A 23826-nucleotide genomic window follows, 5' to 3' on the forward strand; every position below is an offset into this window, starting at 1 on the left:
TTATATCATAATGGCGGTTTTGCGACGAGCATTTAGCACTATAGCAAAGAGTGCAGTATAACAAAGACTATCGTCAAGATCGCATGAAACCTAACCTAGAATATAAAACAGACACACAGCGACCAAATCTATGTCTTCGCCTACCCATTCAGTATCACCTTTATCTCAGCTTAATTATCGTCATGTAGACATCAGTGTCTCAACTAATAGTGAGCTGATAGAGGATATAAAAACCGCTAAACTTAATAAAGATCAAGTCCATCTTTTGACCGCAGATACGCAAACCGCAGGACGCGGGCAGCGCGCGCGCTCGTGGCAATCGCCACGCGGCAATGTCTATCTGTCGCTATACCATCCTATGCAAGAGGCTATTAGCGGTTTATTGTCTTTGATCGTTGGGGTAGAGCTGGCAAAAATGCCAGTCATCAAAACCCTAAATAAGCAACTAAGCGCACAAGGTTTAATGCCAATCGGAGTAAAATGGGCCAATGATTTAGGTTTTTATCAGCCTAAGGGTTTGACAGACAATACCTCCCAAACCAATGAGATTATTCTTTTTAATAAACTGGCAGGGATTTTGATTGAGCCCGTATGGCAAGCGGGAAAATTGATCGGCGTGGTAATGGGTGTAGGTTTAAATGTACAAACTACGCCAAAATTAACGGCAGAGACTTTGGAGGGTATGAGCTATCAAGCGCTGAGTTTGCAAGATATTCATAATCAGCTGAATTTAGACAATCAAGAGATCAAACTGCCAAGCCTACAGACACTCTACCAACAAATCAGTACCGCTTTGCTGGCAGCGATAACTTGTTTTAAAGAGATAGCAGTAGAAAAAGTGGTCACCCAACACATATATTTATCTACTCAAGCTACTGATGAGTTTTTGCGTCAGTTTGCTACGCTAGACGCTTTAGCAGGATGGGATCTGCGCATCACCCAAACTCACAATGATAGCTTTGAGGTTCAAGAGGGCAAAAGCTGCGGTATTGATACAAACGGCTGTTTGCAATTACAGCAAGATAACGGTAAGATTTCCACACTTTTTACTGGTCGCATCGATGTCATTAACGACCGCTAAGCGGCTTATCTATAAACAAGCACTTTTTATATAACGAGCACTATCTAAAGGGACTTTTATGCTCTGGCTTGACCTTGGAAACACTCGACTGAAATACTGGCTCACTGATGATGTTGGGCAAATAGTGGCTCACGATGCCAAGCAGCACTTGCAAGCGCCAGCAGAATTACTGATGGGCCTTACGGATCGTTTTGAGCGCTATGATCCTGACTTTATTGGTATCTCTTCGGTACTGGGCGCTGAATTAAACACCAAGGTTTCAGAGACACTGAGTCGATTGGATATTCCGTTTGAATTTGTCCATGTCGATGCCGTCCATCCCTTAATGCGTAGCGCCTATGACTCCAAGCAGTTGGGCTGCGATCGCTGGCTGCAGATGCTCGGTGCCGTCGATAAGAAAAAACGCCAATGTGTGGTTGGCTGCGGCACTGCTGTAACGATTGATCTAATTGACCATGCTGAGCATTTAGGCGGTTATATCTTTCCCAATATATATTTGCAGCGCGAATCACTGTTTTCAGGCACCAAGCAGATCACTATCTCTAATGGTACTTTTGATAGTATTGCTCAAGGGACAACTACGCAGGATGCGGTACATCGCGGGATATTATTATCCATTGTTGGCGCGGTAAATGAGATTACTCGTCGTCATCCCAACTTTGAGCTGATTATGACTGGCGGTGATGCTGAAATTATCGCGCAACACGTCAATCGTCCGGTACGCCTGCGTGATGATCTCATGCTAAATGGCTTGGCGCGTTATTTTGATAATAGTCAGAAAAAATTGGTAGTTTGAAGATTAAACAAAATTAGTATGGTAGGGTGCGGTTAGTTTTATTAAATTCTCATAGAGAATGCCAATAAAACGTAACCCACCATTTTTAATATTCACTTACTTTAAATGGCGGGTTACGCTGCGCTAACCACACCCTACACCTCTTTTTTAGATTTAAAATAAAGACTTATTTGGTCTCGTTAAATAACTCACGCCCAATTAGCATACGGCGAATCTCGCTGGTACCCGCCCCAATCTCATACAGCTTAGCATCTCGCCATAAACGACCTAATGGATACTCATTGGTATAACCATTACCGCCAAAGATTTGAATGCCCTCGCCTGCCATCCACGTGGCTTTTTCGGCGCACCATAGAATGACACTGGCACAGTCTTTACGTACTTGCCGGCTATGACCTGCGCCGCGCTCGTCAAGCATATCGAGATTTTTGCCTACGGTATATAAAAAGCTGCGTCCCGCCTGCAAGATGGTATACATATCAGCGACTTTGCCTTGAATGAGCTGAAACTCGCCAATCGCCTGCCCGAACTGTTTACGATCATGAATATAAGGCACGACGTTATCCATCACTGCTTGCATGATACCGGTAGGGCCAGCAGCTAGAACTGCGCGCTCATAATCCAGTCCGCTCATTAGCACTTTAACACCTTGGTTTAAACCGCCCAAGATATTTCCTTTGGGAACTTCAACATTATTAAAGGTCATCTCACCGGTATGACTACCACGCATGCCTAATTTATCAAGCTTTTGCGCCGTCCCAAAACCTTGCATACCTTTTTCAACGATAAACGCGGTCATACCTTTGGCGCCAAGCTCGGGATTAGTCTTGGCATAGACCACCATCACGTCCGCATCGGGGCCATTAGTGATCCACATTTTACTGCCGTTTAGCACGTAATGACCGTCTTTTTCTTCGGCTTTGAGCTTCATACTCACCACATCAGAACCCGCTCCCGTCTCGCTCATAGCGAGCGCACCGATAAACTCACCGGAGATTAGCTTCGGTAGGAATTTTTGCTTTTGCTCTTCAGAGCCATTGCGTTTGAGCTGATTGATACAGAGGTTGGAGTGCGCGCCATAGCTGAGCGCTACCGATGCTGAGGCGCGGCTAATCTCTTCCATCGCCACCATATGTGCCACATAGCCCATATCTGAGCCGCCATACTCTTCGGGCACAGTAATACCATGCAAGCCTAGATCACCCATCTTTTGCCATAAGTCCATAGGAAACTCATCACTGCTATCAATCTCGCTTGCGCGCGGGGCAATTTCCTTGGCTGCGAATTGGGCGACAACATCACGCAATGCATCAATATCTTCGCCAAGCTGAAAATCTAATCCGGGTAAATTCATAACTAATCCTTGTTGATACGTTTAAGGGTCACAATATTTTATAGTTGTTAAATGAGTGCTTAACTCTTTTAGTTCTAAGACTGACTTTAGTTCTAAGACTGACGTTTGTTAATAATAGCGCGCGCAACATTAGAATCATTACGGCGTCCTAAGAATTCACTAATACGCTCGCCGGCAACGACTAATTTTTCTAAATCAATACCCGTGCTAATGCCCATACCGTGCAGCATATAAACCACGTCTTCGGTGGCGACATTGCCTGTTGCCCCTTTTGCATAAGGACAACCGCCAAGACCTGCGACCGAGGTATCAAATTCGCTCACGCCCAATTCTAACGCCGCTAAGGTATTGCTTAGCGCTTGTCCATAAGTGTCATGGAAATGCCCCGATACCTTGGAGACGTCGATATAATCAAGCGCAGCGAGCAAGGCATTTTTTACCTTAATCGGTGTACCAACGCCAATGGTATCAGCAATACCAATTTTTTCCGCACCGATCTCAACCATACGTTTGGTCACATAAGCGACTTGACTGGGATCAATCTCGCCCTCATAGGGACAACCAACGGCGCAAGAGATAACGCCACGTACTCTAATGCCTTTTTCCTTGGCAGCAGCAGCAACTGGTGCAAAGCGCTCAATGCTTTCATCGATGCTACAGTTGATATTTTTTTGACTAAAGGTTTCGCTTGCTGAACCAAAGATAACGACTTCATCAGGATGATGCACAATCGCATTATCAAAGCCGCGCATATTGGGCACGAGCACTGAGTAGATAACATCTTCACGGCGCGCCGGCGCAATTGCGCTCATCAAATCGCTATTGTCGCCCATTTGCGGCACCCATTTTGGTGAGACAAAGCTAGTAGCCTCAAGCTTTTTGACGCCTGCCGCTACGAGATCTTCAATCAAAGCTTGTTTGACTGCTGTTGGAACCGTCGCTGATTCGTTTTGTAGGCCATCACGTGGACTGACTTCAACGATAGAGACATGGTCTGGATATGCGTTACTCATAGCTATTATCCTTATGCTTCATTGGCTACCGCATCAATGCGCAGTAACTCATCACCATCGGCCACCAAATCACCAGGAGCGAATAGCAATTCGGCCACTACGCCATCGGTTGGCGCGCTAATGGTATGTTCAATTTTCATGGCTTCAATAACAGCTAGCGCCTCGCCTTGCTTAACGTTATCACCGACAGCGACTTTAAAAGCAACGACTTGTCCGGGCATGGGCGATTTTAAGCTACCTACTGCAGCGCTGTCTTCACCCACATGCGCCATGACATCAATGAGTTGAATTCGGTCGCGACCACTATCAGTAAACACATAAACCGTTTCCTTATGCTCCCAGCTTTGTGCTTTGATACGCGTGCCATCAAGCCATAACGTATGATTGTGCACGTCACTACTATTATAGCTAATCTGACCAGTATAAGCAGGTTTTACCTCGTCTAAAGTGCTGTCTTCAACAGCATCATCTTCTACTGTATTTTGTTTAATAGTCAGCTCAAAGCGACTTAAATTATCAACCTCTTTTTCGCGGTTTAAAACTGCACGGTTTTGCCAATCGCTAATGTAAGCAATGTAGTCCTGCTCATTATAGATTAAGCTAAACGAACGCTTATACTCAGTATAGGCACGGAATCCTGAAGGCCGATTAAAAGGGTCATTTTTATAGTGGCTATCAACATTAGCAGCCGTAGATTCAGTCGCTAGCTGCTGCACAATCGCGGTGGTCACTAGCGTCGATAGCTCAAGGGGATGCTGATTAAATAGCTCGTCTGCCTCGCGCTCAATCAAAGCAGTATCAAGATTAGGCTGCCTAAAGGAGTCAGTATTAATGACATAACGCAGGAACGCTACGTTATTTGGTAATCCAACGATACGGGTTGCTGCCAGTGCCCTATCCATCTTCGCAAGTGCTTGCTCGCGGGTCGGCGCATGGACAATGAGTTTAGCGATCATCGAATCATAAAACGGGCTGATCACATCACCTTCGCGCACGCCGTCGTCGATACGCACCTCATCAACTACAAAGGTACTATGCGCAGGTTTTTGATAAGTAAATAACGTCCCCGTCGCAGGCAAAAAGTCATTGTCAGGGTTTTCTGCGCAAATACGCGCCTCAAGCGCATGACCATTGATAGATAATTCATCTTGGGTTTTGGGCAGGGCTTTACCTGCAGCCACAAGTAATTGCCACTCCACCAAATCTACACCAGTGATGGCTTCACTCACCGGATGCTCCACTTGCAGCCGCGTGTTCATCTCCATAAAATAAAAGCTCATCTCGCCACCGCGCTGCTCAACGATAAACTCAACGGTTCCTGCGCCCACATAACTAACCGCGCGCGCAGCATTAATCGCCGCATCGCCCATTGCCTTGCGCATGACCTCATCAACGCCGGGCGCTGGCGCTTCTTCCAACACCTTTTGGTGGCGACGCTGTACTGAACAATCGCGCTCAAACAGATGCACATAATTACCGTGACTATCACCGAAGACTTGAATCTCGATATGACGCGGCTTGAGTGCGTATTTTTCGATCAGTACTTGATCGTTACCAAAGCTAGTAATCGCTTCACGGCGGCAGGACTCTAAAAGATCGGTAAAATTGCTGCTATCTTCTACGATACGCATACCTTTACCACCGCCGCCCGCACTGGCTTTAATCAGCACAGGATAACCGATGTCATCCGCTTGCGCTTTTAAAAACTGCGCTTCTTGATTATCACCATGATAGCCCGGGATTAAGGGCACACCAGCGGCTTCCATTAAGCGCTTGGATTCAGATTTGCCGCCCATAGCGCGGATCGCATCAGCGGATGGCCCAATAAAGACGATACCGGCATCTTGACACGCCTGTGCAAAATCCGCATTTTCACTTAAGAAACCATAGCCCGGATGAATGGCCTCAGCGCCTGTTTGTTTGGCAATGGCAATAATAGCATCACCTTTAAGGTAGCTGTCTTTAGGAGCTGAACCGCCTAAATAAACGGCCTCATCACAGACGGCAACATGCTTCGCCCCGCGATCGGCATCGGAATAAACAGCAACAGTGCGAACGCCCATGCGCTTAGCAGTGGCAGCAACTCGGCAAGCAATCTCACCACGGTTGGCAATTAGAATTTTAGAAAACATGACGGTCCTTATCGTTTAATCTATATCGTTTAATCAATGATTTGCAAAATTGTAGCAAGCTTTGGCGTGTTGAAGTTTTTAGCTCAGCTAAAAATTTTTATGTCGTTAAGATATTAGTCGTTATGATAAAAGCTTCAGTATAGTTTTAAAATCAGGCAACTCGTCGAAGTTATTAGACTCTGTATCTACACTATTTAAACTAGCATTATGCCAACTAGACTTTGAGCTTAAACAGAAGAGCTTTTCTGCACATATTTATTTTTCAAACATCTCACTCTTCTTAGAAGCGCTTATTCTTGATAAAAAACCTACTGGCAATAATTGACTGTGGCTTGTCCTAAGTCTTGTCATTCTAAACCAACCAATCCGGCTTGCGCTTTTGTAAAAAGGCTTGCACGCCCTCCTTACCTTGCTCTGATGATCTAATATCAGCAATGCCTTTAACGGTATCGGCAATCAGCACATCATCGATGGCTGCGCCTGCTATATCATGCACTAAACGTTTACAGGTCTTGACTGCATCGGGGCTATTGTTAATTATTTTTTTGCATAAAGCAGCGACGGTATCAGCAAGTTCATCCTCACCCACGCGCTCATGAATGAAGCCTAGCTGGCGTGCTTTTTTGGCATCAAAAACTTCTGCCGTCAAAAAATAGCGCTGTGACGCGCGCGCGCCCAAGGCTTTGATCACATAAGGGCTAATGGTAGCTGGCGCTAACCCTAATCGTACTTCGCTTAAGCAAAAGTTCGCCGTTTTTACCGCAATAGCAATATCGCATACTGCTACCAGCCCCATACCGCCAGCATAAACGTCACCTTGAATAGCAGCAATAGTGGGTTTGGGGCACTCATAAATGGTCTTGAGCATTTGCGCCAGCTTATCGGCGTCGGCTAGATTTTCCTCGTAGCTGAAATCGGCCATCGCTCGCATCCAGTTGAGATCCGCGCCGGCACAAAAGGCTTTGCCCGCTGCTGCCAAAACGATAACGCGGACATTATCATCACCGCCCAACTCGCTAAATACCGTATTCAACTCGCTGATGGTTTCATCATTAAAGGCGTTACGAATCTCGGGACGGTTTAGGGTCACTGTCGCTGTGTGCTCATTAATATCGACCAGTAAGCTTTTATAATTATTCATATCCGGTTATCTCTATGCTATTTTTATATTGTGCGATGGCTTTTTTCTTATCGTTTTGCATGATGTTTTTTTACTTTTGATACAGTCATTCTATTTTCGAGAATCGTAGGGTGGGTTAGTTTTTCAAACTCTCACAGAAAGTATTGATAAAACGTAACCCACCGTTTGCATTATAAGTATTTAGCATTGGTGGGTTACGCTTGCGCTAACCCACCCTACTTCTCTTTAGCAAATATAGAATTGCTGAGCTAAAAGCACCAGCCTGAGAAGCGTCAAAAAATTGCATTGCAATTTTAGCTTTGCAAGGGAAATTCTTTAAATAGAATTTACATAAAACCTTGTAGGATTACATCCTAAACACCCCAAACGTGGTCTCTTCAATCGGCGCGTTATAAGCAGCGCTCAGCCCTAGCGCTAGTACATTGCGCGTATCAGCAGGATCGATAACCCCATCGTCCCACAGCCTTGCCGTTGAATAATAAGGATGACCTTGTTCTTCATACATCTCACGAATGGGCGCTTTAAAGGCTTCTTCATCGGTCTCACTCCACGTCTCACCTTTGCGATCAAAATTATCACGCTTGACGGTTGCCAATACCGAGGCCGCTTGCTCGCCGCCCATGACCGAAATACGAGCGTTTGGCCACATCCATAAAAAGCGCGGATCATAAGCGCGGCCACACATGCCGTAGTTACCAGCACCAAATGAGCCACCAACAATGACGGTAAATTTAGGTACTTTGGCATTGGCAACCGCCATCACCATCTTTGCGCCGTGGCGCGCGATACCTTCGTTCTCGTATTTACGCCCTACCATAAAACCGGTGATATTTTGCAAAAACACTAATGGAATTTTGCGCTTACAGCATAGCTCGATAAAATGCGTAGCTTTTTGTGCTGACTCACTAAATAGAATGCCATTATTGGCAATAATACCGACAGGCATGCCTTCGATATGGGCAAACCCGCATACCAAGGTATTGCCAAAGCGGGCTTTAAACTCATCAAAAGCGCTGTCATCAACGATACGCGCGATGATCTCTTTGATGTCAAAAGGTTTACGCTTATCTGTTGGGATAACACCATATAACTCTTTGGCATCATAACGCGGCGGACGCGGCGTCACTTGATTAGGAATAAATTTAGGACTGCGGTTTAGATGACCGACGATATCACGGGCAATCGATAGAGCATGGGTATCGTTTTCTGCTAAGTAATCAACCACGCCTGACAGGCGCGTATGTACATCACCGCCGCCTAAATCCTCAGCTGTGACCTCCTCGCCAGTTGCTGCTTTTACCAGTGGTGGCCCACCAAGAAATATCGTACCCTGCTCTTTGACGATTATAGACTCATCGCTCATCGCAGGCACATAAGCGCCGCCCGCCGTACAGCTACCCATGACCACTGCGATCTGCGGAATACCCGCCGCGCTTAGATTGGCTTGATTAAAAAATATGCGGCCAAAATCGTCTTTATCGGGGAATACCTCGTCTTGGTTAGGCAAGTTTGCGCCGCCTGAATCAACAAGATAGACGCAAGGCAGATGATTTTGCTGGGCGATCTCTTGCGCACGTAGATGTTTTTTGACCGTTATAGGGTAGTACGTGCCGCCTTTAACCGTGGCATCATTACAGACAATCATACACTCGACCCCATTGATGCGGCCAATACCAGCGATCATACCTGCCGCTGGAACATTGTCTGCGCCGTACATGTCGTGCGCCGCCATCGGTGCCACTTCCAAAAACGGGGTGCCAACATCAAGCAAACGCTCGACTCGCTCGCGCGGCAACAATTTACCACGGGCTAAATGTTTAGCTCGCGCGCGCTCCGAACCACCTTGAGCTACTTTATGTAGATGGCTGTATAGATCATCGACCAGCTCTTGCATAGCAGCGCGGTTCTGCTGGAAGTCGCTGGCATTTGGACTGAGTTTACTGGTTATATTGGCGCTCATGAAATTCCTTTCTATATCTACGATTGGTATTTATACATGTCTAAGATAGGGTATGAACAGATCTACGTTAATCCCAGCTCTGCTTTCATCATCTCAACGATCTTATACTTTTGGATTTTACCGGTGATGGTCATTGGATACTCTTCAACGAAACGATAATAGGTCGGTATCTTGTAATGAGCGATGTTGTTACGACAGAACTCTTTAACATCCTCTTCTGTCAAACATCCTGGCTCTTTAGGAACAATCCAAGCGGCCAACACTTCACCATAGCGCTCATCGGGTATACCAACGATTTGTACATCGCGAATTTTGGGATGCCGATACAGATAGTTTTCAATCTCAACCGGATAGATATTCTCGCCGCCGCGAATGACCATATCTTTGCTGCGACCAACGATTTTGACATAGCCTTCCTCGTCCATCGTTGCTAGATCACCAGTATGCATCCAATTATCTTGAATAGCCTCGCGGGTTTTAAAGCGGTCACCCCAGTAACCTTTCATCACTGAATAACCGCGGGTAAGTAGCTCGCCAGTCTCTCCAATCGGTACGACTTCCCCTGTTTCCGTATCGATAACTTTGACCTCAAGCGCAGGCTGCACGAGTCCCACAGTTGAGACTTGCTTCTCAAGCGGCGTATGCTCATTGGTCTGACAAGACACCGGACTAGTCTCAGTCATACCATAAGCAATGGTCACCTCCTGCATGTGCATCTTATCAATGACACGGCGCATGACCTCAATTGGGCAGCTAGAGCCTGCCATAATGCCGGTACGCAGACTCGATAAATCGAATTTTTCAAAATCTGGGTGATCGAGCATAGCGATAAACATGGTTGGAACCCCATGCAAAGCCGTACATTTTTCTTCTTCTACCGCCTGTAATACACTAAGTGGCTCAAAGCCATCATTGGGATAAACGATACAGCCGCCATGCGTCAAAATCGCTAAGTTGCCTAGTACCATACCAAAACAATGATAAAGCGGTACCGGAATGCATAGCTTATCTTCCTCGGTAAGATTCATCGCCTCGCCAATAAAATAGCCGTTGTTTAAAATATTGCGGTGGCTTAAGGTTGCGCCTTTTGGTGTACCTGTGGTACCGCTAGTAAATTGCACATTGATAGGGTCAGTGTTTTTTAGCTGTGCTTGACGTTCAGCAACGCGCGGATCGTCCGCATCACCCTCGCTCATCCAATCAGAGAACTTTTGCATATAATCAAAGTCCTCATCATTACCCGGCTCATCAATCCAGATAATACGCTCAATCGTTGGAATCTCAACCAAATCCAGTTGATTGTAAGTTTTATGATAAATCTCAGGACACAGCTCGCGAATCATCTGTGCGTAATCGCTACTTTTGAAATGACGCATGAGTACCAGCGCTGAGCAGCCCAATTTATTGAGTGCATATTGCAGCTCAAAAGTGCGGTAGGCAGGATTGATATTAACCAAAATGACGCCGACTTTTGCGGTGGCTAACTGTAGTAGCAGCCATTCGCTATTGTTATGCGACCAGATCCCAATACGGTCACCAATCTCCAGTCCCATCTCAATGATGGCGCTTGCCAGCTGATTAACCTTCTGCTGTAGCTCTTTATAGGTCCAGCGGATATTTTGATGACAAGAGACAAGGGCTTCACGCTCTGGATATCTTTGTACAATAGCATCAAAAAAGTCACCAATAGTGGCTTCAATGAGCGGTACGTCAGGACCTTTATCATAGCTTTTTGTTAGTGGCGCGTTGGCAGAACGTGCCCCCATATTAATAGGGGAGACGTTATCAAGAATGCTACTGAGTATAGTATCGGGGTTGGAGGATTGAGTCATAACGAGTCCTTTCGTTTTGCATTTATACTTAATTTTGATTGGTAAAAGTGGTTTACCTTTTCTTATAACTAACTGTTATAGAACACTTTACTCTTTTTAAGTAAACTTTACTATAACGTTTCTAGCAAAAGATTGTCAAGTATAGTGATACATTGTGTATCAATTTACATTGCGCATCAATTAATGAAATTTCAATTTATCAAAAATAGAGCATTATCAAATCACGCTAAACCCAGCTCTTCTATCATGTGCTCAGCGATTTTATACTTCTGAATTTTACCGGTTACGGTCATAGGATATTCAGTGACAAAACGGTAGTAAGTCGGTACTTTATAATGAGCGATATGCTCGCGGCAAAACTGGCGTACCTCGTCTTCGGTTAAACTCTCAGACTCTTTAGCAACAATCCATGCGGCCAATACCTCACCGTAATGGGCATCAGGTATACCGACAATTTGTACATCGCGAATCTTAGGATGGCGGTACAGATAGTTCTCAACTTCGACGGGATAAATGTTCTCCCCGCCGCGAATGATCATATCTTTGCTACGGCCAACCACCGTGATATAGCCCTCTTCATCCATAGTGGCAAGATCGCCAGTGCGCATCCAGCCGTCTTTGATAGCTTCATTCGTTTTAAAATGACTACCCCAGTACCCTTTCATGACCGCATAGCCGTAGGTATATAGCTCACCGGTCTCGCCAATGGGGACAGTCTCACCCGTTTGGGTGTCGACAATTTTGATCTCAAGAGCTGGAAGTACCATACCTACGGTCGATACTCTTTTTTCAAGCGGCGTTTGCGAGCTGGTCTGACAAGAAGCGGGACTGGTCTCCGTCATACCATAAGCAATGGTCACCTCTTTCATATGCATCTTATCCATAACGCGGCGCATCACTTCAATAGGACAGCTAGACCCGCCCATAATACCCGTGCGTAGGCTCGATAAATCAAATTTGTCAAAGTCTGGATGATCAAGCTCGGCAATAAACATGGTTGGTACCCCAAGCAGAGCGGTGCATTTTTCTTCCTCTACTGCTTGTAACACCGTCAACGGATCAAAACCATCATTGGGATAAACGGCGCAGCCACCATGAGTCATGATCGCTAAATTACCGCCCACCATGCCAAAGCAGTGATAAAGTGGCAAAGGTATGCATAACCTATCCTTGAAGGTGAGGTTCATACCTTCGCCCATAAAATAACCGTTATTTAAAATATTGCGATGGCTTAGCGTCGCGCCTTTGGGCGTACCTGTGGTACCGCTAGTAAACTGAACGCTGATCGCATCAGTGTTTTTAAGCTTGGCTTGACGCTCAGCTATGCGTGGATCATGAGCATCACCTTCGCTTATCCAATCAGAGAACTTTTGCATATAGCTAAAGTCTTCCTCATTACCCGGCTCATCAATCCAAATAATACGCTCAACCGTTGGGATCTCAACCAGATCTAGCTGATTATAATTCTTATGGTAAATCTCCGGACACAGCTCGCGAATCATTTGCGTATAATCGCTACTTTTAAAGTGACGCATAAGTACTAGAGCTGAGCAGCCCAGTTTGTTAAGAGCGTATTGCAGCTCAAAGGTACGGTAGGCAGGATTGATATTGACCAAAATGACACCGATTTTAGTGGTTGCCAGCTGCATGAGTAGCCACTCGGCATTATTATGTGACCAGATACCGATACGGTCGCCAATCTCAAAGCCCGTCTCAATCATGGCGCTGGCTAATTGATTAACTTTTTGTTGCAGATCAAAGTAGGTCCAGCGAATATTTTGATGACAAGAAACGAGTGCTTCGCGGTCAGGGTATTTGTGGACAATAGCATCAAAAAAGTCGCCGATAGTGGCTTCAATGAGCGGTACTTCTGGCCCTTTATCGTGGCTTTGAGTAAGCGGAGCATTCGCTGAGCGTACGCCTGTATTGACGTTTGGCAGGTTATCAAGAATACTATCGTAATAAGATGATAAGGTCATAACGAATCCTTTCGTTGCGTTTATTAATCATTGTTTGTAGGTGACTAGTTTGTAGATGCTTAGTTTATAGATGACTAGTCGCCAAGCTGTATATGAACAAACTATTTATAAGTAAGCCATAAATACCGTATTCTCTTCCTCGAATACTATTTATCGTTTCAATCAATATAGCGTTATAATTTGAAGTCTGTCAATCGTATTAATTTTTCACTTACATAACTTTAAAGTTTGCTTGCTTAGCCTACTATAGCTTTAAAGCCATGTTATATTTGAGCCTAAATAGAACTAACACATTTTTGCTTTGTGCTACTAGTACAAAAAAACCAGCCTTAGTTTTATAATCTTTATAAAGCTAAGGCTGGGATTAATAATTAAGCTTAATATGTTAAGTTTAACGACTACGAGGTTTTGGCGACTACAGGCGCTTTGATAGTCGCTGTGGCGCGCACCTCTTTGCTGTCATTAAGTAGCTCCATGACCAGCTCATCTATACTATCTGTTTTAATTTGCCAATCGCCATCGGCCTGCGGGACACCCGTTACCATGACCGATATCGCTTTGTTCTTTAGGCGAATCATCGGCGGCTTGTGCTCGTAGCCCTCATGCTCATGACCCAAGATATCATCAGCAATAGTAGCCGCTTGCGCACGTAGCGGTGCTACGTAACGACAGGCCACGCCATCGATCGACATACAATCGCCAATGGCATAGATATTTGCCGTATTGGTACTCAAGGTTGAAGAGTCAACCACAATACCTGTACGCGGATTGAACTCAATGCCTGCGGCGGCAGGCAACTTATCATCAACTACAAGTCCTGTACTAGCGATGACATGATCGACAATCAGCGGTGCACATGACTCCTCATTTGCAGCTTCCACTGCTAGCGGCTGATAACCTACCTCCAGCTTATCATCCTGATTGCGAGTCACACTGGTGACTTGATAGCCGCCTAAAAACTGAATACCTTGCGACTCAATGGCTTTAGCAATACGAGCAGTTGCTTTTGCTGGTAGCATTTGTGCCAGCGGTGCTTCATTTAGGTCAATGAGCGTCACTTGGTGACCGGCCTTGAGCAAGTCCTCTGCAATCTCAGTGCCTACCATACCAGCTCCCACGATAGCGACATGCTGACTACCTGTGTTTAGCTGCTCTTGCAGTTGTCCAAAGCGCTCAATATGATTGACATGCCAGACCAAATCTTGCGGCAAGCTTTTGGGGAATATAGGATGTGCGCCCATGGCTAATACCAGCTTATCATAGCTGATAGTGGCGTAATTGGTATAAACGGGGTCTGAGCGTGTAGCAGAGACAAGATGTAATTGTTGATTGGCAGCATCGATATCATTGACTTGAGTATTAGCAAGTAAGGTAATATTTGCCGCTTTTGCCGCATCCTCACCTGTAGCTCGCACTAAATCAGAGGCACTTTTATTTTGGCTAATGGCCATGGTCAGCATCGGCTTATGATAGCGATCGCCATTATCGGTCGTAATTAAAGTAATCGGTATCTCTTTATCTTTGCTACGAATCGCATCGATAACATGCCAGCCTGCAAGACCTGCACCGATGATAACAACGCCTTGCTGCGTAGATAAATTGTCTACACTCATATTAGCTCCAAGGTTAATTTGGTGTCTTGTGTTTTAAAAATCATGATGACTATTGTAGCAGTAAACAAGAAACGCTTGTAAACTAAGAAAGCTAGTAGATTGGTCAGTAGTAAGTGAGCAGGCACTGACTAACAAAACGACAAGTGTAAAAAAACGCCCGATAGGCGCCTCTTTTTGTAAAGCTATGCTGAGATAGCATTTAATGATTTAAAATCTTTGATAAGAACAGCTGTGCACGCGCGCTTTTTGCCTCTTCAAAAAACTCCTTTTTACTACAATTCTCTACGATATAGCCCTCATCCATAAAGATAATGCGGTTAGCCACTTGTCTGGCAAAACCCATCTCATGAGTCACACACATCATCGTCATCCCATCACGCGTCAGCTCCACCATCACATCAAGCACCTCTTGAATCATCTCAGGATCGAGCGCTGAGGTGGGCTCATCAAACAGCATAGCTACCGGATCCATCGCTAATGCTCGCGCAATCGCTACCCGCTGCTGTTGACCACCCGATAACTCAGCGGGATACTTTGGCGCTTGTTCGCTCAATCCTACTCGATCTAAATATGCCATACCTTTACGTTTGGCCTCGTCCTCGCGGCGTCCTAGCACCTTGATCTGCGCTACGGTTAGATTATCGATAATGGTCAAATGCGGAAACAGCTCAAAATGCTGAAATACCATACCAACACTGCTACGTAGTTTGGGCAGATTGGTCTTAGGTGCTCCGACCGAAATACCATTGACTATAATCTCACCTTTTTGAAAAGGCTCTAAACCATTGACTGTCTTAATCAAGGTTGATTTACCGCTACCTGATGGCCCACAAACGACAACGACATCGCCTCTGTGTACATGAGCGGTACAGTCCGTTAGTACCTGAAAATCGTCATACCATTTACTAACCTCAGTCATCTTGATGACGATCTCGTCGCTGGCATGACCATTATCAGTGACCAGTCCACCAAACTCATTTACGTATGTATCCGCTTTACTCATTGCTGGCTCCTAGCCATTTTTTTAATCTTTTGCAGTTGTTGCTAAACTCTCATGCCAAAAAAGCTAAAAACGTAAGCGCTTTTGTACTTGCTGCACACCGATAGAAGCGCTTAAGCTGATGATAAAATAAATGGCACCAGCACCTAATATATAAGGCGTAAGTAACCCCATTAGCTCTCCACGTACATAGGCGGCGCGAAAGAAATCGGTTAACCCAATAGCGAAAACCAGAGTTGTATCTTGAAATAGAATAATACATTGCTGCAAAATCAGTGGCAGCATTTTACGAAAAGCTTGCGGGAGGATCACCAAACGCATCGACTGACCATAAGTCATACCCAGCGCTTTAGCCGCATTCACCTGCCCCCTACCAATAGACTGAATACCGGCGCGCACGACCTCTGAAAAATAAGCGGCTTCAAACATCATAAAAGCGACTACGCACGAAGCGAAAGCAGCATCTAATTGCAGATATTTACCAGCAATCCAAAAGTAGATCATCGGTACGGCAAAATAAAACCACAACAGTACCAGTAATAAAGGCACGGAGCGAAAATAATTAACATATAATTTAGCAGGAACTTCTAAAACCTTAATCCCAGATAAACGCATTAGCGCTAAAATGGTTCCTAAGCTGATACCACCAAGAATCGCTAAAAACAGCACCTTTAAGGTGGTCAACATACCACCTAGTAAACCCGGATAAGCGGTTACAAGTTCAGTCATATTCATTTTTGACTCCCTGCAATCAGTCCCGGTACGCGTAGTTTGCGCTCAATAAGTCCCATAATCGCGATCAATGATAGATTAAAAACGAGGTAAATGATGGTCGCGTAGGTATAGATCTCAATACTGTTTTGAGTGTATTCGCTGATAGTTTTGGTCTGGCTGATCAGCTCCATCACCCCAACCAAGGAGGCAACTGAGGCGTTTTTGAAACAGTTGGTCAACTCTGAGCTGAGTGGCGGCAGTATAATACGAAAAGCTTGTGGCAACAGTACTTGCCTATAAGCTTGCGGGATAGTAAAGCCAAGCGCGTAAGCGGCATTAACTTGACCTTGAGGTAGCGATTCGATACCGGTACGTACTTGCTCAACGATACGTGCAGCAGTAAATAACCCCAGACCAATACTCGCTGAGAGCATTGCCGAGGTATTAGGTGACAGATCCCTATACCACCACTCTTGGAGTGTTGGCGTCAGCCAGCCGGGTGCAACATAGAACCAAAAGAATAGTTGGACGAGTAGCGGAATATTACGAAAAAAGGTCACATAAGCGGTGCCGATGCTGCGGGCGGTTTTGCTTGGCAAGGTGCGCATAATACCAAGTATCGTACCAATGACCATCGCAATTGCCCAGGCGATGCTGCCAATCAACAGCAGCCAGCCAAGACCGGTCAGCATCCAGTGGAAATAAAGCTCGTTACCGATACCGGTATGCTCAAAGAGCACGCCCCAGTTCCAGCTATAATTCATAACAGTCCTTATTAAATAGTCCTTATCAGTAGCTGCAAGGCTCATGCGTTTTAGAAGAGGCTAAACGCATGAGCTATTTATAACGAGATGAGCTATTAAACCAGCTGTGGCTAGTTCTGTGGCTGAGCACTATCATGAGGGTTTGCAATTAAAGCTTTTAGATTATCTGACATCTCAAAGTTTAGATTGACGTTTTTGGGCGGGATAGGATTTAAGAACCATTTGTCGTAGATGCTATTAATCTCACCTGAGCTAAACACATCGACAAGCGCTTCATCAACCACCGCTTTGAATTCAGGGTCATCTTTACGCATCATGCAGCCATAAATCTCAAACGATTGCGGCTCTCCGACTATTACCCATTCGTCAGGGTTTTTAGCTTTGGCCTTCTCGCCTGCTAGCAGTACATCATCCATCATAAAAGCATCAGCACGGCCATTTTCTAACATAAGAAAAGCCTCACCATGATCCTTAGCTGAGATAACGTCGGTATCCATCTGGTTTTGATCAATATACTGACGAATGTAGCGCTCTGAGGTCGTGCCAGCAGTGGTGACTAGCGTTTTGTCTGCCAAATCCTCAAAGTCGTTAATTCCAGAATCAGTACCTGTCAACAGGCGTGTGCCAATCTCAAAGAAACCATTTGAGAAAGCAACTTGTTGTTGGCGCTCCTCATTGTTGGTAGTTGAGCCGCACTCAAAATCTACTGTACCGTTTTGTACCAAAGGAATACGGGTTTGTGAGGTAATAAGGTTATAACGAACATTCAGATCAGGCATGTTGAGCTTTTGCTTAACTGCATCGACGACTTTCATTTCTAAATCATGAGCATAGCCAATAGGCTGATTGGGATCATCAGCGATATATGAAAACGGAATAGAGGAATCACGGTGACCGACAACAATAGTGCCCGAGTCTTTGATTTTTTGTAAAGTACCCTCGAGACTTGCTGCCGCCTCAGTGGTTGTTGCATCATCTACTGGCATATCATCGGTTGCTGTTTGATTGCTATTATTACAACCAACCAGTCCTAATGTCATAAATGCAGCCAACGTTAAGGGTTTTGAGAATGTATAAGCCATGAGACATATCCTTTTATCACATTGTTACTAATTGAAAGAGAACTTTTCTAATTGGATCTGGTTAGTTGAGTTTGACTCATCAAAAAGAGTCTGGATGGTTAGATAACATTAGTAATTGATATGATATCCATTGTAAACCAGCATTTTTGCTGTTACTTTTAGTTATCTTAAAGCAACTTAATGTTACTTTACAACAATTTTAGAGTGGTTAGTAAAATTTATTGCTTATATTCATAATATTTCATATTTAATTATTAAATATTCATTTACCGTTATAAAACCCTATTACATGTGACTAAATTTCGAACCTAAGTATAAATACAGCGCTAATATTATTGATAAATCACAATTGATAAATGGCAAATAAACCCCATAAAGCTAACAACTTCTTAATACTAAAAATGACTTATGACTCCAAACAATCCTATCCAAGAAACTGACACTATTGTTATCGACAATGATATTCGTCAGCGTTTTTTTATTGAAGACTCGCCAGTACGCGGCGATGTCGTGCGCCTGTCACGCAGCTATGCTAATACGATTGCCCAAAAACCTTATCCTGAAGCGATCAGACGCCTGCTTGGCGAGATGCTAAGTGCCGCAAGCCTGCTTATTGGTACGGTTAAAATTAATGGTCGATTATCTATTCAATTGCAGTCCTCAGACAGTGAGAGCTTGCTTAATTGGGCGATGGCAGAATGCGACCAAGACGGTATTATTCGCGCCCTTGCTAGCTGGAAAGCAGATAACGATGAGCAAGTACAAGCTTGGGATAATATGACCCACGCTAAAGAAGCTTTTGCTGAGCTGGGCGCGCCGGGACAAGGATTATTATTTATTAATATCCAGCCTGATAATGGCGAGCCATACCAGGGTATCGTTGAGCGTACTCATGATAATTTAGCGGACTGTTTGGCGCATTATCAAAAACAGTCGGCGCAGATTCCAACGCTGATTAATCTAGCATCCGATGGTCTGCAAGCGGGTGGTATCTTGGTACAGATGCTACCGCGCACTTTTGATGAAACTATTGAAGCTGAACAAAACGAAGACGCCGGTATTGATGATGATTTATGGACGCGCTTATCTGTACTGACACGTACTGTAAAGAGTGATGAGCTGACCACCCTTGCTGCCAACGAGATTATTTACCGTTTGTACAATGAGGAGAACGTCGTCGTTCCTGATCCTGTTGCGCTAGCGTTTGGCTGTACGTGCTCTCGCGAGAAGTCAGCGATGGCCATTGAGCAAGTTGGCGAAGCGGAAGCTTTAGATATCATTGATGAGCAAGGCGGCAGTTTTGAGATGGATTGTGGCTTTTGTGGAGAGGTGTACAAATTTACCAAAGATGATGTACAAGCGATATTTGCTGAGTAGTTGGTTGTTATAATTATACTAAAACCCCTTAAACCAAAAGGTTTGAGGGGTTTTTTAGTAGGTGATGAAAATGCTTTGCTAAAGATTCAGTCTACGCTAAGATTAAGTTTGCCTGCTCTTCAGATCACCACTTCAACATTTTTAGGATAAGAGTAGATACGTGGACTGAGTAAATAATCGCTTTGACCATTATCCAAAAGCCAAGCTATGATTTGCTTGTGCACTCGGCTGCTGTAAATTAGATTGTAATGACTGATGCCATAAAATATTGCTTTGTGGCCTTCAGGCACCAACAATGTATGCTCGTCTTCATCTTCACCCAGTGCAGATTCAATGGTAACCAAACCATCACCCAATAATTTTGTGGTTTTAGCATCATAGTGCGCCTCAGCCAAGGTAGAGGCAATAAAATAAGTATAGACATGCCGCGGCAGCGGCGTAGGATGTCGAAAATCTGGCGGAAGCACGCTGCGGCCTTTTAGGGACTGCCAATCGGCGTCCCGAACACTGCCATGGCGCAAATCAATAATACCAGCACTACGCAAATCACCCAGCTTAGCAAGCGCACCTGCAAAGGGTAGTTTACTGATAACATCTTGCACAAAATTGCCAATGCGCTCAAGGACCGCGCCGTGATGCGGTGATCCTAAAGTGATTAGATTGCCAACCCGATTCACCCAATCTTGCCTAGCTTGGCCGCCATAAAATAGAGCACTACGAGCCACCAATCCGCCCATACTATGCCCAATCAAATCTATTTGCATAATGTCTGGATGGTCATCGATGAGCTGCTGTATCACTTTAGCGAAGTTGCGTCCATTGCTGGAAATACGTCGTCCCGTATTGTAATTTAGGTATAAAACAGTGGCATCAAGCTGACTGCGACCAATACGCTTACCTAAACTGTCAGGCTCGAATGGCTGCCAGCTTAAATGACTCATACACAAACCATGACATAGAATGATAACTCGTCCGGATATTTTACGGTGCGGTATGTTTTCATGGATAGGGAATAAAGAGTGGTCATACAACACCATCGGAATGGCGAGTGGATTGTTATGATTGACAAGATGATCGCCCATAACTCCATTTAAGATATTAACCAGCTGCCTTATAGTTTCGGGCAACGGTCGCGGGAAGCTTTGGTTGCGCACATTGTTATACAGCCGCAGTCCTGATACCAGATTATTTCCTATTAAAGACATCGCTTGACGTACCGTACCATAGATACGTCCAGTGATACCGCGCTGCCATTTATTCAGATTACCTTCATTAAACCGCCCTAATGGACGCAAAAGAATCTCACGATGAATGGCTTCTACGATATCGGTCACTTCAACGACGCCCATGGCCGCAAGCTGTGTTAATCCTTCAAAAAAGTCAGCTAAAGACAACGGCTTTTGCCAAACCAAATCATCGCTACCACTCGCTATTTGTTCGGTCAATTCATCTACATAGATATATTCAAGCTGAGCCAGTTGTTCATATACATCGTCTTGATAGCGGATACTGGGATCATTATCGAGATGAGTGGTAGCGTAACGGCGCTTGCCAGCGAAGAGGTCATGAATGGTGTCGAACGTCTTTATACTGGACATAATTTTGGCAAATTTAAAAATAAATTATCCCTTGCATATTAACGGGTAAATAAGATAAATAGAAGATATTATTTACAAAAAGTTTTTAACGGATCTGCGTTTGCCATTCACGATTAACAGGCTTTAAAGTTATGAGATATATACTTTAGTCACTTTAAAGGTGTTACCTTTCAGAGTTTCTAAGATTAAATATGTCAGTTTTATTTGGGATTGACTATAGCATTAAAGCACTACTCTTTTAATATGACAAAAACTAGATGAGAATATATTGAATTAAGTCATCATTAACCATAGCCTAAAGTGATATCATTTTTAGTATCCTGCTTATTAGGGCATGTTGAATCTTCCAAAATGAAAATTAAGGAGATCATAATGAGGGATTTTAAAAAATTAAGACAGCAAATGATAGATGAGCAACTAGTGGCACGTGGTCTTCATGATCAAACAGTACTTAATGCGCTGGGTGCAGTACCGCGTGAAAAATTTACGCCTACAAATCTCATTGAATCTGCTTACAGAGACTCACCTTTACCTATTGAGGAAAATCAGACTATCTCACAGCCTTATATTGTTGCATTGATGACGGCGGGCCTTGAGTTGAAGTCAGATGACCGCGTACTTGAAGTCGGTACAGGGTCGGGATATGCCGCAGCCGTGCTTGGGGAGATCTGTGAGAATGTTTATACGATTGAGCGCCATAAAGCCTTGGCAGATACTGCTCAGGTAAAACTTAAAGAGACGGGCTATACCAATGTTCAGGTCAAGCATGGCGATGGTACCCTTGGCTGGCCTGAAAAAGCACCTTTCGATGCCATCATAGTGGCAGCAGGGGGACCTGAAGTACCGCAAACACTCAAAGAACAATTAGCCATTGGCGGACGGATGATCATTCCCGTTGGTACCTCCCTAAATTTACAAAAACTGGTACGTATTCGGCGTATCAGTAAAGATGAATATCAGACAGAAGATCTGGGAAGCGTTCGTTTTGTACCTTTGATTGGCGCGGCAGGTTGGCAGGAGAAAAGGGATGAAAACTTATAAGACTTTGCCTGAATTAATTGCTCAATCAAGTGAGCATTTTACAAATATCGATGACGTCAATCTAGATAGTCTTCTAAAGCGTATTGGCGATAGCCGAGTCGTATTGCTTGGCGAGGCCTCACATGGGACGGCTGAATTTTATGATATGCGGGCACGTATCACCAAAGCGCTGATAGAAAAAAAGGGTTTTACTATTATCGCCGCCGAAGCGGACTGGCCGGACGCTGCGCATATCCATCATTATATTCATAGCAGGGAACAGGATGCTTTGCTGCAAAATAAACCTTTCTCCAGATTTCCTACTTGGATGTGGGCCAATCAATCCATGCTTGAATTTACCCATTGGCTTCATGCATACAATGATAAAACTGAATCTTTGGAGCAAAAAGTAGGATTTTATGGTTTGGATTTGTACAGCTTATACAGCTCTATTGAAGCAGTATTGGACTATTTACAGCAAGTAGATCCTAAGACTGCAGAAATTGCCCGCAAGCGTTATGACTGTTTGATGCCTTGGGCAGATGATCCTGCTTTGTACAGCCGCGCTGTGATAACCGAGCAGCATAAGAGCTGTGAAGCAGAAGTACTGAAAAATCTTCATGATTTACTTGCAAGACGTTTAGAGTATTCTAAAGCTAACGAAGAACAATTTTTTGATGCCAAACAAAACGCCAAGCTGATAGCCGATGCCGAACGCTATTACCGTACCTTGTATTATACTGAAGGGTATTCTGCTGAAAACAACTCATGGAATCAGCGTGATCAGCATATGTTTGAAACATTAAAAGAGGTGCTGGAGTTTAGAGGTTTTGAATCAAAAGCAATCGTTTGGGCGCACAACTCCCACATTGGTGATGCTCGGGCCACTCAAATGGGCGCGCGCGGCGAATTAAATATAGGTCAATTGGCACGGCAAGAATATGGTGACAAATCTTACAATATAGGTTTTGGCACCAATCACGGTACTGTTGCCGCTGCATCTAGATGGGGAGGGCCAATGGAGATAAAACAAGTACAGCCCTCACATATTGATAGTTATGAACGTATTTTTCATAAGGTAGCTGCTGATAATTTTCTTTTACCACTGCGTTATCCACTGTATGAAGACGTTCGTAAGGAGTTACTACCAGAGCGTTTAGAACGAGCGATAGGCGTCATTTATAGACCTGAAACTGAGCGACAGAGTCATTACTTTTATGCCTGTCTGCCCTCTCAGTTTGATGAATATATCTGGTTTGATAAAACGCGTGCGGTTGAAGCTTTGACGAAAAAGGTAGGAGAAGAAACATTGGATACCTTCCCGTTTGGTTTATAAGAAGCTAATGCCAAAACCCAGCTTGCGCCCACTA

At 44.5% G+C, this 23826-nt stretch carries 18 protein-coding genes and 1 pseudogene; 5 read left to right on the top strand and 14 right to left on the bottom strand.

Features of this window, described 5'->3' with window-relative positions; genetic code table 11:
* The first annotated feature begins 130 nt into the window (after window positions 1-130).
* Window positions 131-1081, top strand: a complete 951-nt coding sequence (locus ACR63N_RS12735) for a biotin--[acetyl-CoA-carboxylase] ligase (RefSeq protein ID WP_367104586.1) — start codon at window positions 131-133, stop codon at window positions 1079-1081.
* A 58-nt stretch (window positions 1082-1139) separates the two neighbouring features.
* On the top strand, window positions 1140-1877 hold the full coding sequence (locus tag ACR63N_RS12740; RefSeq protein ID WP_367104585.1) for a pantothenate kinase: 738 nt from the start codon (window positions 1140-1142) through the stop codon (window positions 1875-1877).
* Between the two features lie 166 nt (window positions 1878-2043).
* On the opposite strand, the gene ACR63N_RS12745 is transcribed toward ACR63N_RS12740, so the two are convergent.
* The 13 genes and pseudogenes from ACR63N_RS12745 to ACR63N_RS12805 form a co-directional block, all read right to left on the bottom strand.
* Window positions 2044-3231 carry an isovaleryl-CoA dehydrogenase gene (locus ACR63N_RS12745; protein WP_367104584.1) on the bottom strand — a complete coding sequence of 396 codons (1188 nt, stop codon included), beginning with the start codon at window positions 3229-3231 and terminating at the stop codon, window positions 2044-2046.
* A 92-nt stretch (window positions 3232-3323) separates the two neighbouring features.
* The gene (locus tag ACR63N_RS12750) at window positions 3324-4244 is read right to left on the bottom strand and encodes a hydroxymethylglutaryl-CoA lyase (protein WP_367104583.1); all 921 of its coding nucleotides are present in this window, start codon (window positions 4242-4244) and stop codon (window positions 3324-3326) included.
* A gap of 11 nt (window positions 4245-4255) precedes the next feature.
* Complete coding sequence (locus tag ACR63N_RS12755) at window positions 4256-4516, bottom strand: acyl-CoA carboxylase biotin carboxyl carrier protein subunit (protein WP_472782749.1); 261 nt, start codon at window positions 4514-4516, stop codon at window positions 4256-4258.
* 306 nt (window positions 4517-4822) lie between these two features.
* Window positions 4823-6376 (bottom strand): annotated as a pseudogene (locus tag ACR63N_RS12760) (acetyl-CoA carboxylase biotin carboxylase subunit); the annotation flags it as partial.
* 352 nt (window positions 6377-6728) lie between these two features.
* Window positions 6729-7517 (bottom strand): enoyl-CoA hydratase/isomerase family protein, encoded by a 789-nt coding sequence (locus ACR63N_RS12765; protein ID WP_367108473.1) that lies wholly within the window; start codon window positions 7515-7517, stop codon window positions 6729-6731.
* Between the two features lie 346 nt (window positions 7518-7863).
* Window positions 7864-9477, bottom strand: coding sequence for a carboxyl transferase domain-containing protein (locus tag ACR63N_RS12770; RefSeq protein ID WP_367108474.1), 1614 nt, complete (start codon window positions 9475-9477; stop codon window positions 7864-7866).
* 62 nt (window positions 9478-9539) lie between these two features.
* Complete coding sequence (locus ACR63N_RS12775) at window positions 9540-11309, bottom strand: AMP-binding protein (RefSeq protein WP_367104579.1); 1770 nt, start codon at window positions 11307-11309, stop codon at window positions 9540-9542.
* A gap of 221 nt (window positions 11310-11530) precedes the next feature.
* Entirely contained in the window at window positions 11531-13288 is a 1758-nt protein-coding gene (locus ACR63N_RS12780) for an AMP-binding protein (RefSeq protein WP_472782116.1), read from the bottom strand.
* Window positions 13289-13686: 398 nt separating this feature from the next.
* Window positions 13687-14901 (bottom strand): FAD-dependent oxidoreductase, encoded by a 1215-nt coding sequence (locus tag ACR63N_RS12785; RefSeq protein ID WP_367104577.1) that lies wholly within the window; start codon window positions 14899-14901, stop codon window positions 13687-13689.
* A 199-nt stretch (window positions 14902-15100) separates the two neighbouring features.
* Window positions 15101-15820 carry an amino acid ABC transporter ATP-binding protein gene (locus ACR63N_RS12790; RefSeq protein ID WP_367106607.1) on the bottom strand — a complete coding sequence of 240 codons (720 nt, stop codon included), beginning with the start codon at window positions 15818-15820 and terminating at the stop codon, window positions 15101-15103.
* A gap of 147 nt (window positions 15821-15967) precedes the next feature.
* On the bottom strand, window positions 15968-16636 hold the full coding sequence (locus ACR63N_RS12795) for an ABC transporter permease subunit (RefSeq protein WP_367104576.1): 669 nt from the start codon (window positions 16634-16636) through the stop codon (window positions 15968-15970).
* The gene (locus ACR63N_RS12800) at window positions 16633-17379 is read right to left on the bottom strand and encodes an amino acid ABC transporter permease (protein WP_367104575.1); all 747 of its coding nucleotides are present in this window, start codon (window positions 17377-17379) and stop codon (window positions 16633-16635) included. Before ACR63N_RS12800 ends, ACR63N_RS12795 begins: the two co-directional genes overlap by 4 nt.
* 110 nt (window positions 17380-17489) lie before the next feature.
* Window positions 17490-18461, bottom strand: coding sequence for a glutamate/aspartate ABC transporter substrate-binding protein (locus tag ACR63N_RS12805; RefSeq protein ID WP_367104574.1), 972 nt, complete (start codon window positions 18459-18461; stop codon window positions 17490-17492).
* 408 nt (window positions 18462-18869) lie between these two features.
* Here ACR63N_RS12805 and hslO point away from each other — a divergent pair, with 408 nt between their 5' ends.
* On the top strand, window positions 18870-19838 hold the full coding sequence (hslO, locus tag ACR63N_RS12810) for an Hsp33 family molecular chaperone HslO (protein WP_367108481.1): 969 nt from the start codon (window positions 18870-18872) through the stop codon (window positions 19836-19838).
* A gap of 119 nt (window positions 19839-19957) precedes the next feature.
* Here the strand turns inward: hslO and ACR63N_RS12815 are convergent, their stop codons facing one another.
* Entirely contained in the window at window positions 19958-21436 is a 1479-nt protein-coding gene (locus ACR63N_RS12815; RefSeq protein WP_472782117.1) for an esterase/lipase family protein, read from the bottom strand.
* Between the two features lie 372 nt (window positions 21437-21808).
* Between ACR63N_RS12815 and ACR63N_RS12820 the strand changes: the two genes are divergently transcribed.
* On the top strand, window positions 21809-22477 hold the full coding sequence (locus tag ACR63N_RS12820) for a protein-L-isoaspartate(D-aspartate) O-methyltransferase (protein WP_367104571.1): 669 nt from the start codon (window positions 21809-21811) through the stop codon (window positions 22475-22477).
* Entirely contained in the window at window positions 22464-23792 is a 1329-nt protein-coding gene (locus tag ACR63N_RS12825) for an erythromycin esterase family protein (protein ID WP_367104570.1), read from the top strand. The genes ACR63N_RS12820 and ACR63N_RS12825 overlap by 14 nt, the downstream gene beginning before the upstream one ends.
* Window positions 23793-23826 lie beyond the last annotated feature (34 nt).

The sequence above is a fragment of the Psychrobacter sp. M4 genome (genome assembly GCF_055699795.1).

Excerpts from the sequence above, each read along its gene's own strand:
- ACR63N_RS12735 (WP_367104586.1), top strand. The coding sequence starts at position 131 with ATGTCTTCGCCTACCCATTCAGTATCACCTTTATCTCAGCTTAATTAT.
- ACR63N_RS12740 (WP_367104585.1), top strand. The coding sequence starts at position 1,140 with ATGCTCTGGCTTGACCTTGGAAACACTCGACTGAAATACTGGCTCACT.
- ACR63N_RS12745 (WP_367104584.1), bottom strand. The coding sequence starts at position 3,231 with ATGAATTTACCCGGATTAGATTTTCAGCTTGGCGAAGATATTGATGCA.
- ACR63N_RS12750 (WP_367104583.1), bottom strand. The coding sequence starts at position 4,244 with ATGAGTAACGCATATCCAGACCATGTCTCTATCGTTGAAGTCAGTCCA.
- ACR63N_RS12755 (WP_472782749.1), bottom strand. The coding sequence starts at position 4,516 with ATGGCGCATGTGGGTGAAGACAGCGCTGCAGTAGGTAGCTTAAAATCG.
- ACR63N_RS12765 (WP_367108473.1), bottom strand. The coding sequence starts at position 7,517 with ATGAATAATTATAAAAGCTTACTGGTCGATATTAATGAGCACACAGCG.
- ACR63N_RS12770 (WP_367108474.1), bottom strand. The coding sequence starts at position 9,477 with ATGAGCGCCAATATAACCAGTAAACTCAGTCCAAATGCCAGCGACTTC.
- ACR63N_RS12775 (WP_367104579.1), bottom strand. The coding sequence starts at position 11,309 with ATGACTCAATCCTCCAACCCCGATACTATACTCAGTAGCATTCTTGAT.
- ACR63N_RS12780 (WP_472782116.1), bottom strand. The coding sequence starts at position 13,288 with ATGACCTTATCATCTTATTACGATAGTATTCTTGATAACCTGCCAAAC.
- ACR63N_RS12785 (WP_367104577.1), bottom strand. The coding sequence starts at position 14,901 with ATGAGTGTAGACAATTTATCTACGCAGCAAGGCGTTGTTATCATCGGT.
- ACR63N_RS12790 (WP_367106607.1), bottom strand. The coding sequence starts at position 15,820 with ATGACTGAGGTTAGTAAATGGTATGACGATTTTCAGGTACTAACGGAC.
- ACR63N_RS12795 (WP_367104576.1), bottom strand. The coding sequence starts at position 16,636 with ATGAATATGACTGAACTTGTAACCGCTTATCCGGGTTTACTAGGTGGT.
- ACR63N_RS12800 (WP_367104575.1), bottom strand. The coding sequence starts at position 17,379 with ATGAATTATAGCTGGAACTGGGGCGTGCTCTTTGAGCATACCGGTATC.
- ACR63N_RS12805 (WP_367104574.1), bottom strand. The coding sequence starts at position 18,461 with ATGGCTTATACATTCTCAAAACCCTTAACGTTGGCTGCATTTATGACA.
- hslO (WP_367108481.1), top strand. The coding sequence starts at position 18,870 with ATGACTCCAAACAATCCTATCCAAGAAACTGACACTATTGTTATCGAC.
- ACR63N_RS12815 (WP_472782117.1), bottom strand. The coding sequence starts at position 21,436 with ATGTCCAGTATAAAGACGTTCGACACCATTCATGACCTCTTCGCTGGC.
- ACR63N_RS12820 (WP_367104571.1), top strand. The coding sequence starts at position 21,809 with ATGAGGGATTTTAAAAAATTAAGACAGCAAATGATAGATGAGCAACTA.
- ACR63N_RS12825 (WP_367104570.1), top strand. The coding sequence starts at position 22,464 with ATGAAAACTTATAAGACTTTGCCTGAATTAATTGCTCAATCAAGTGAG.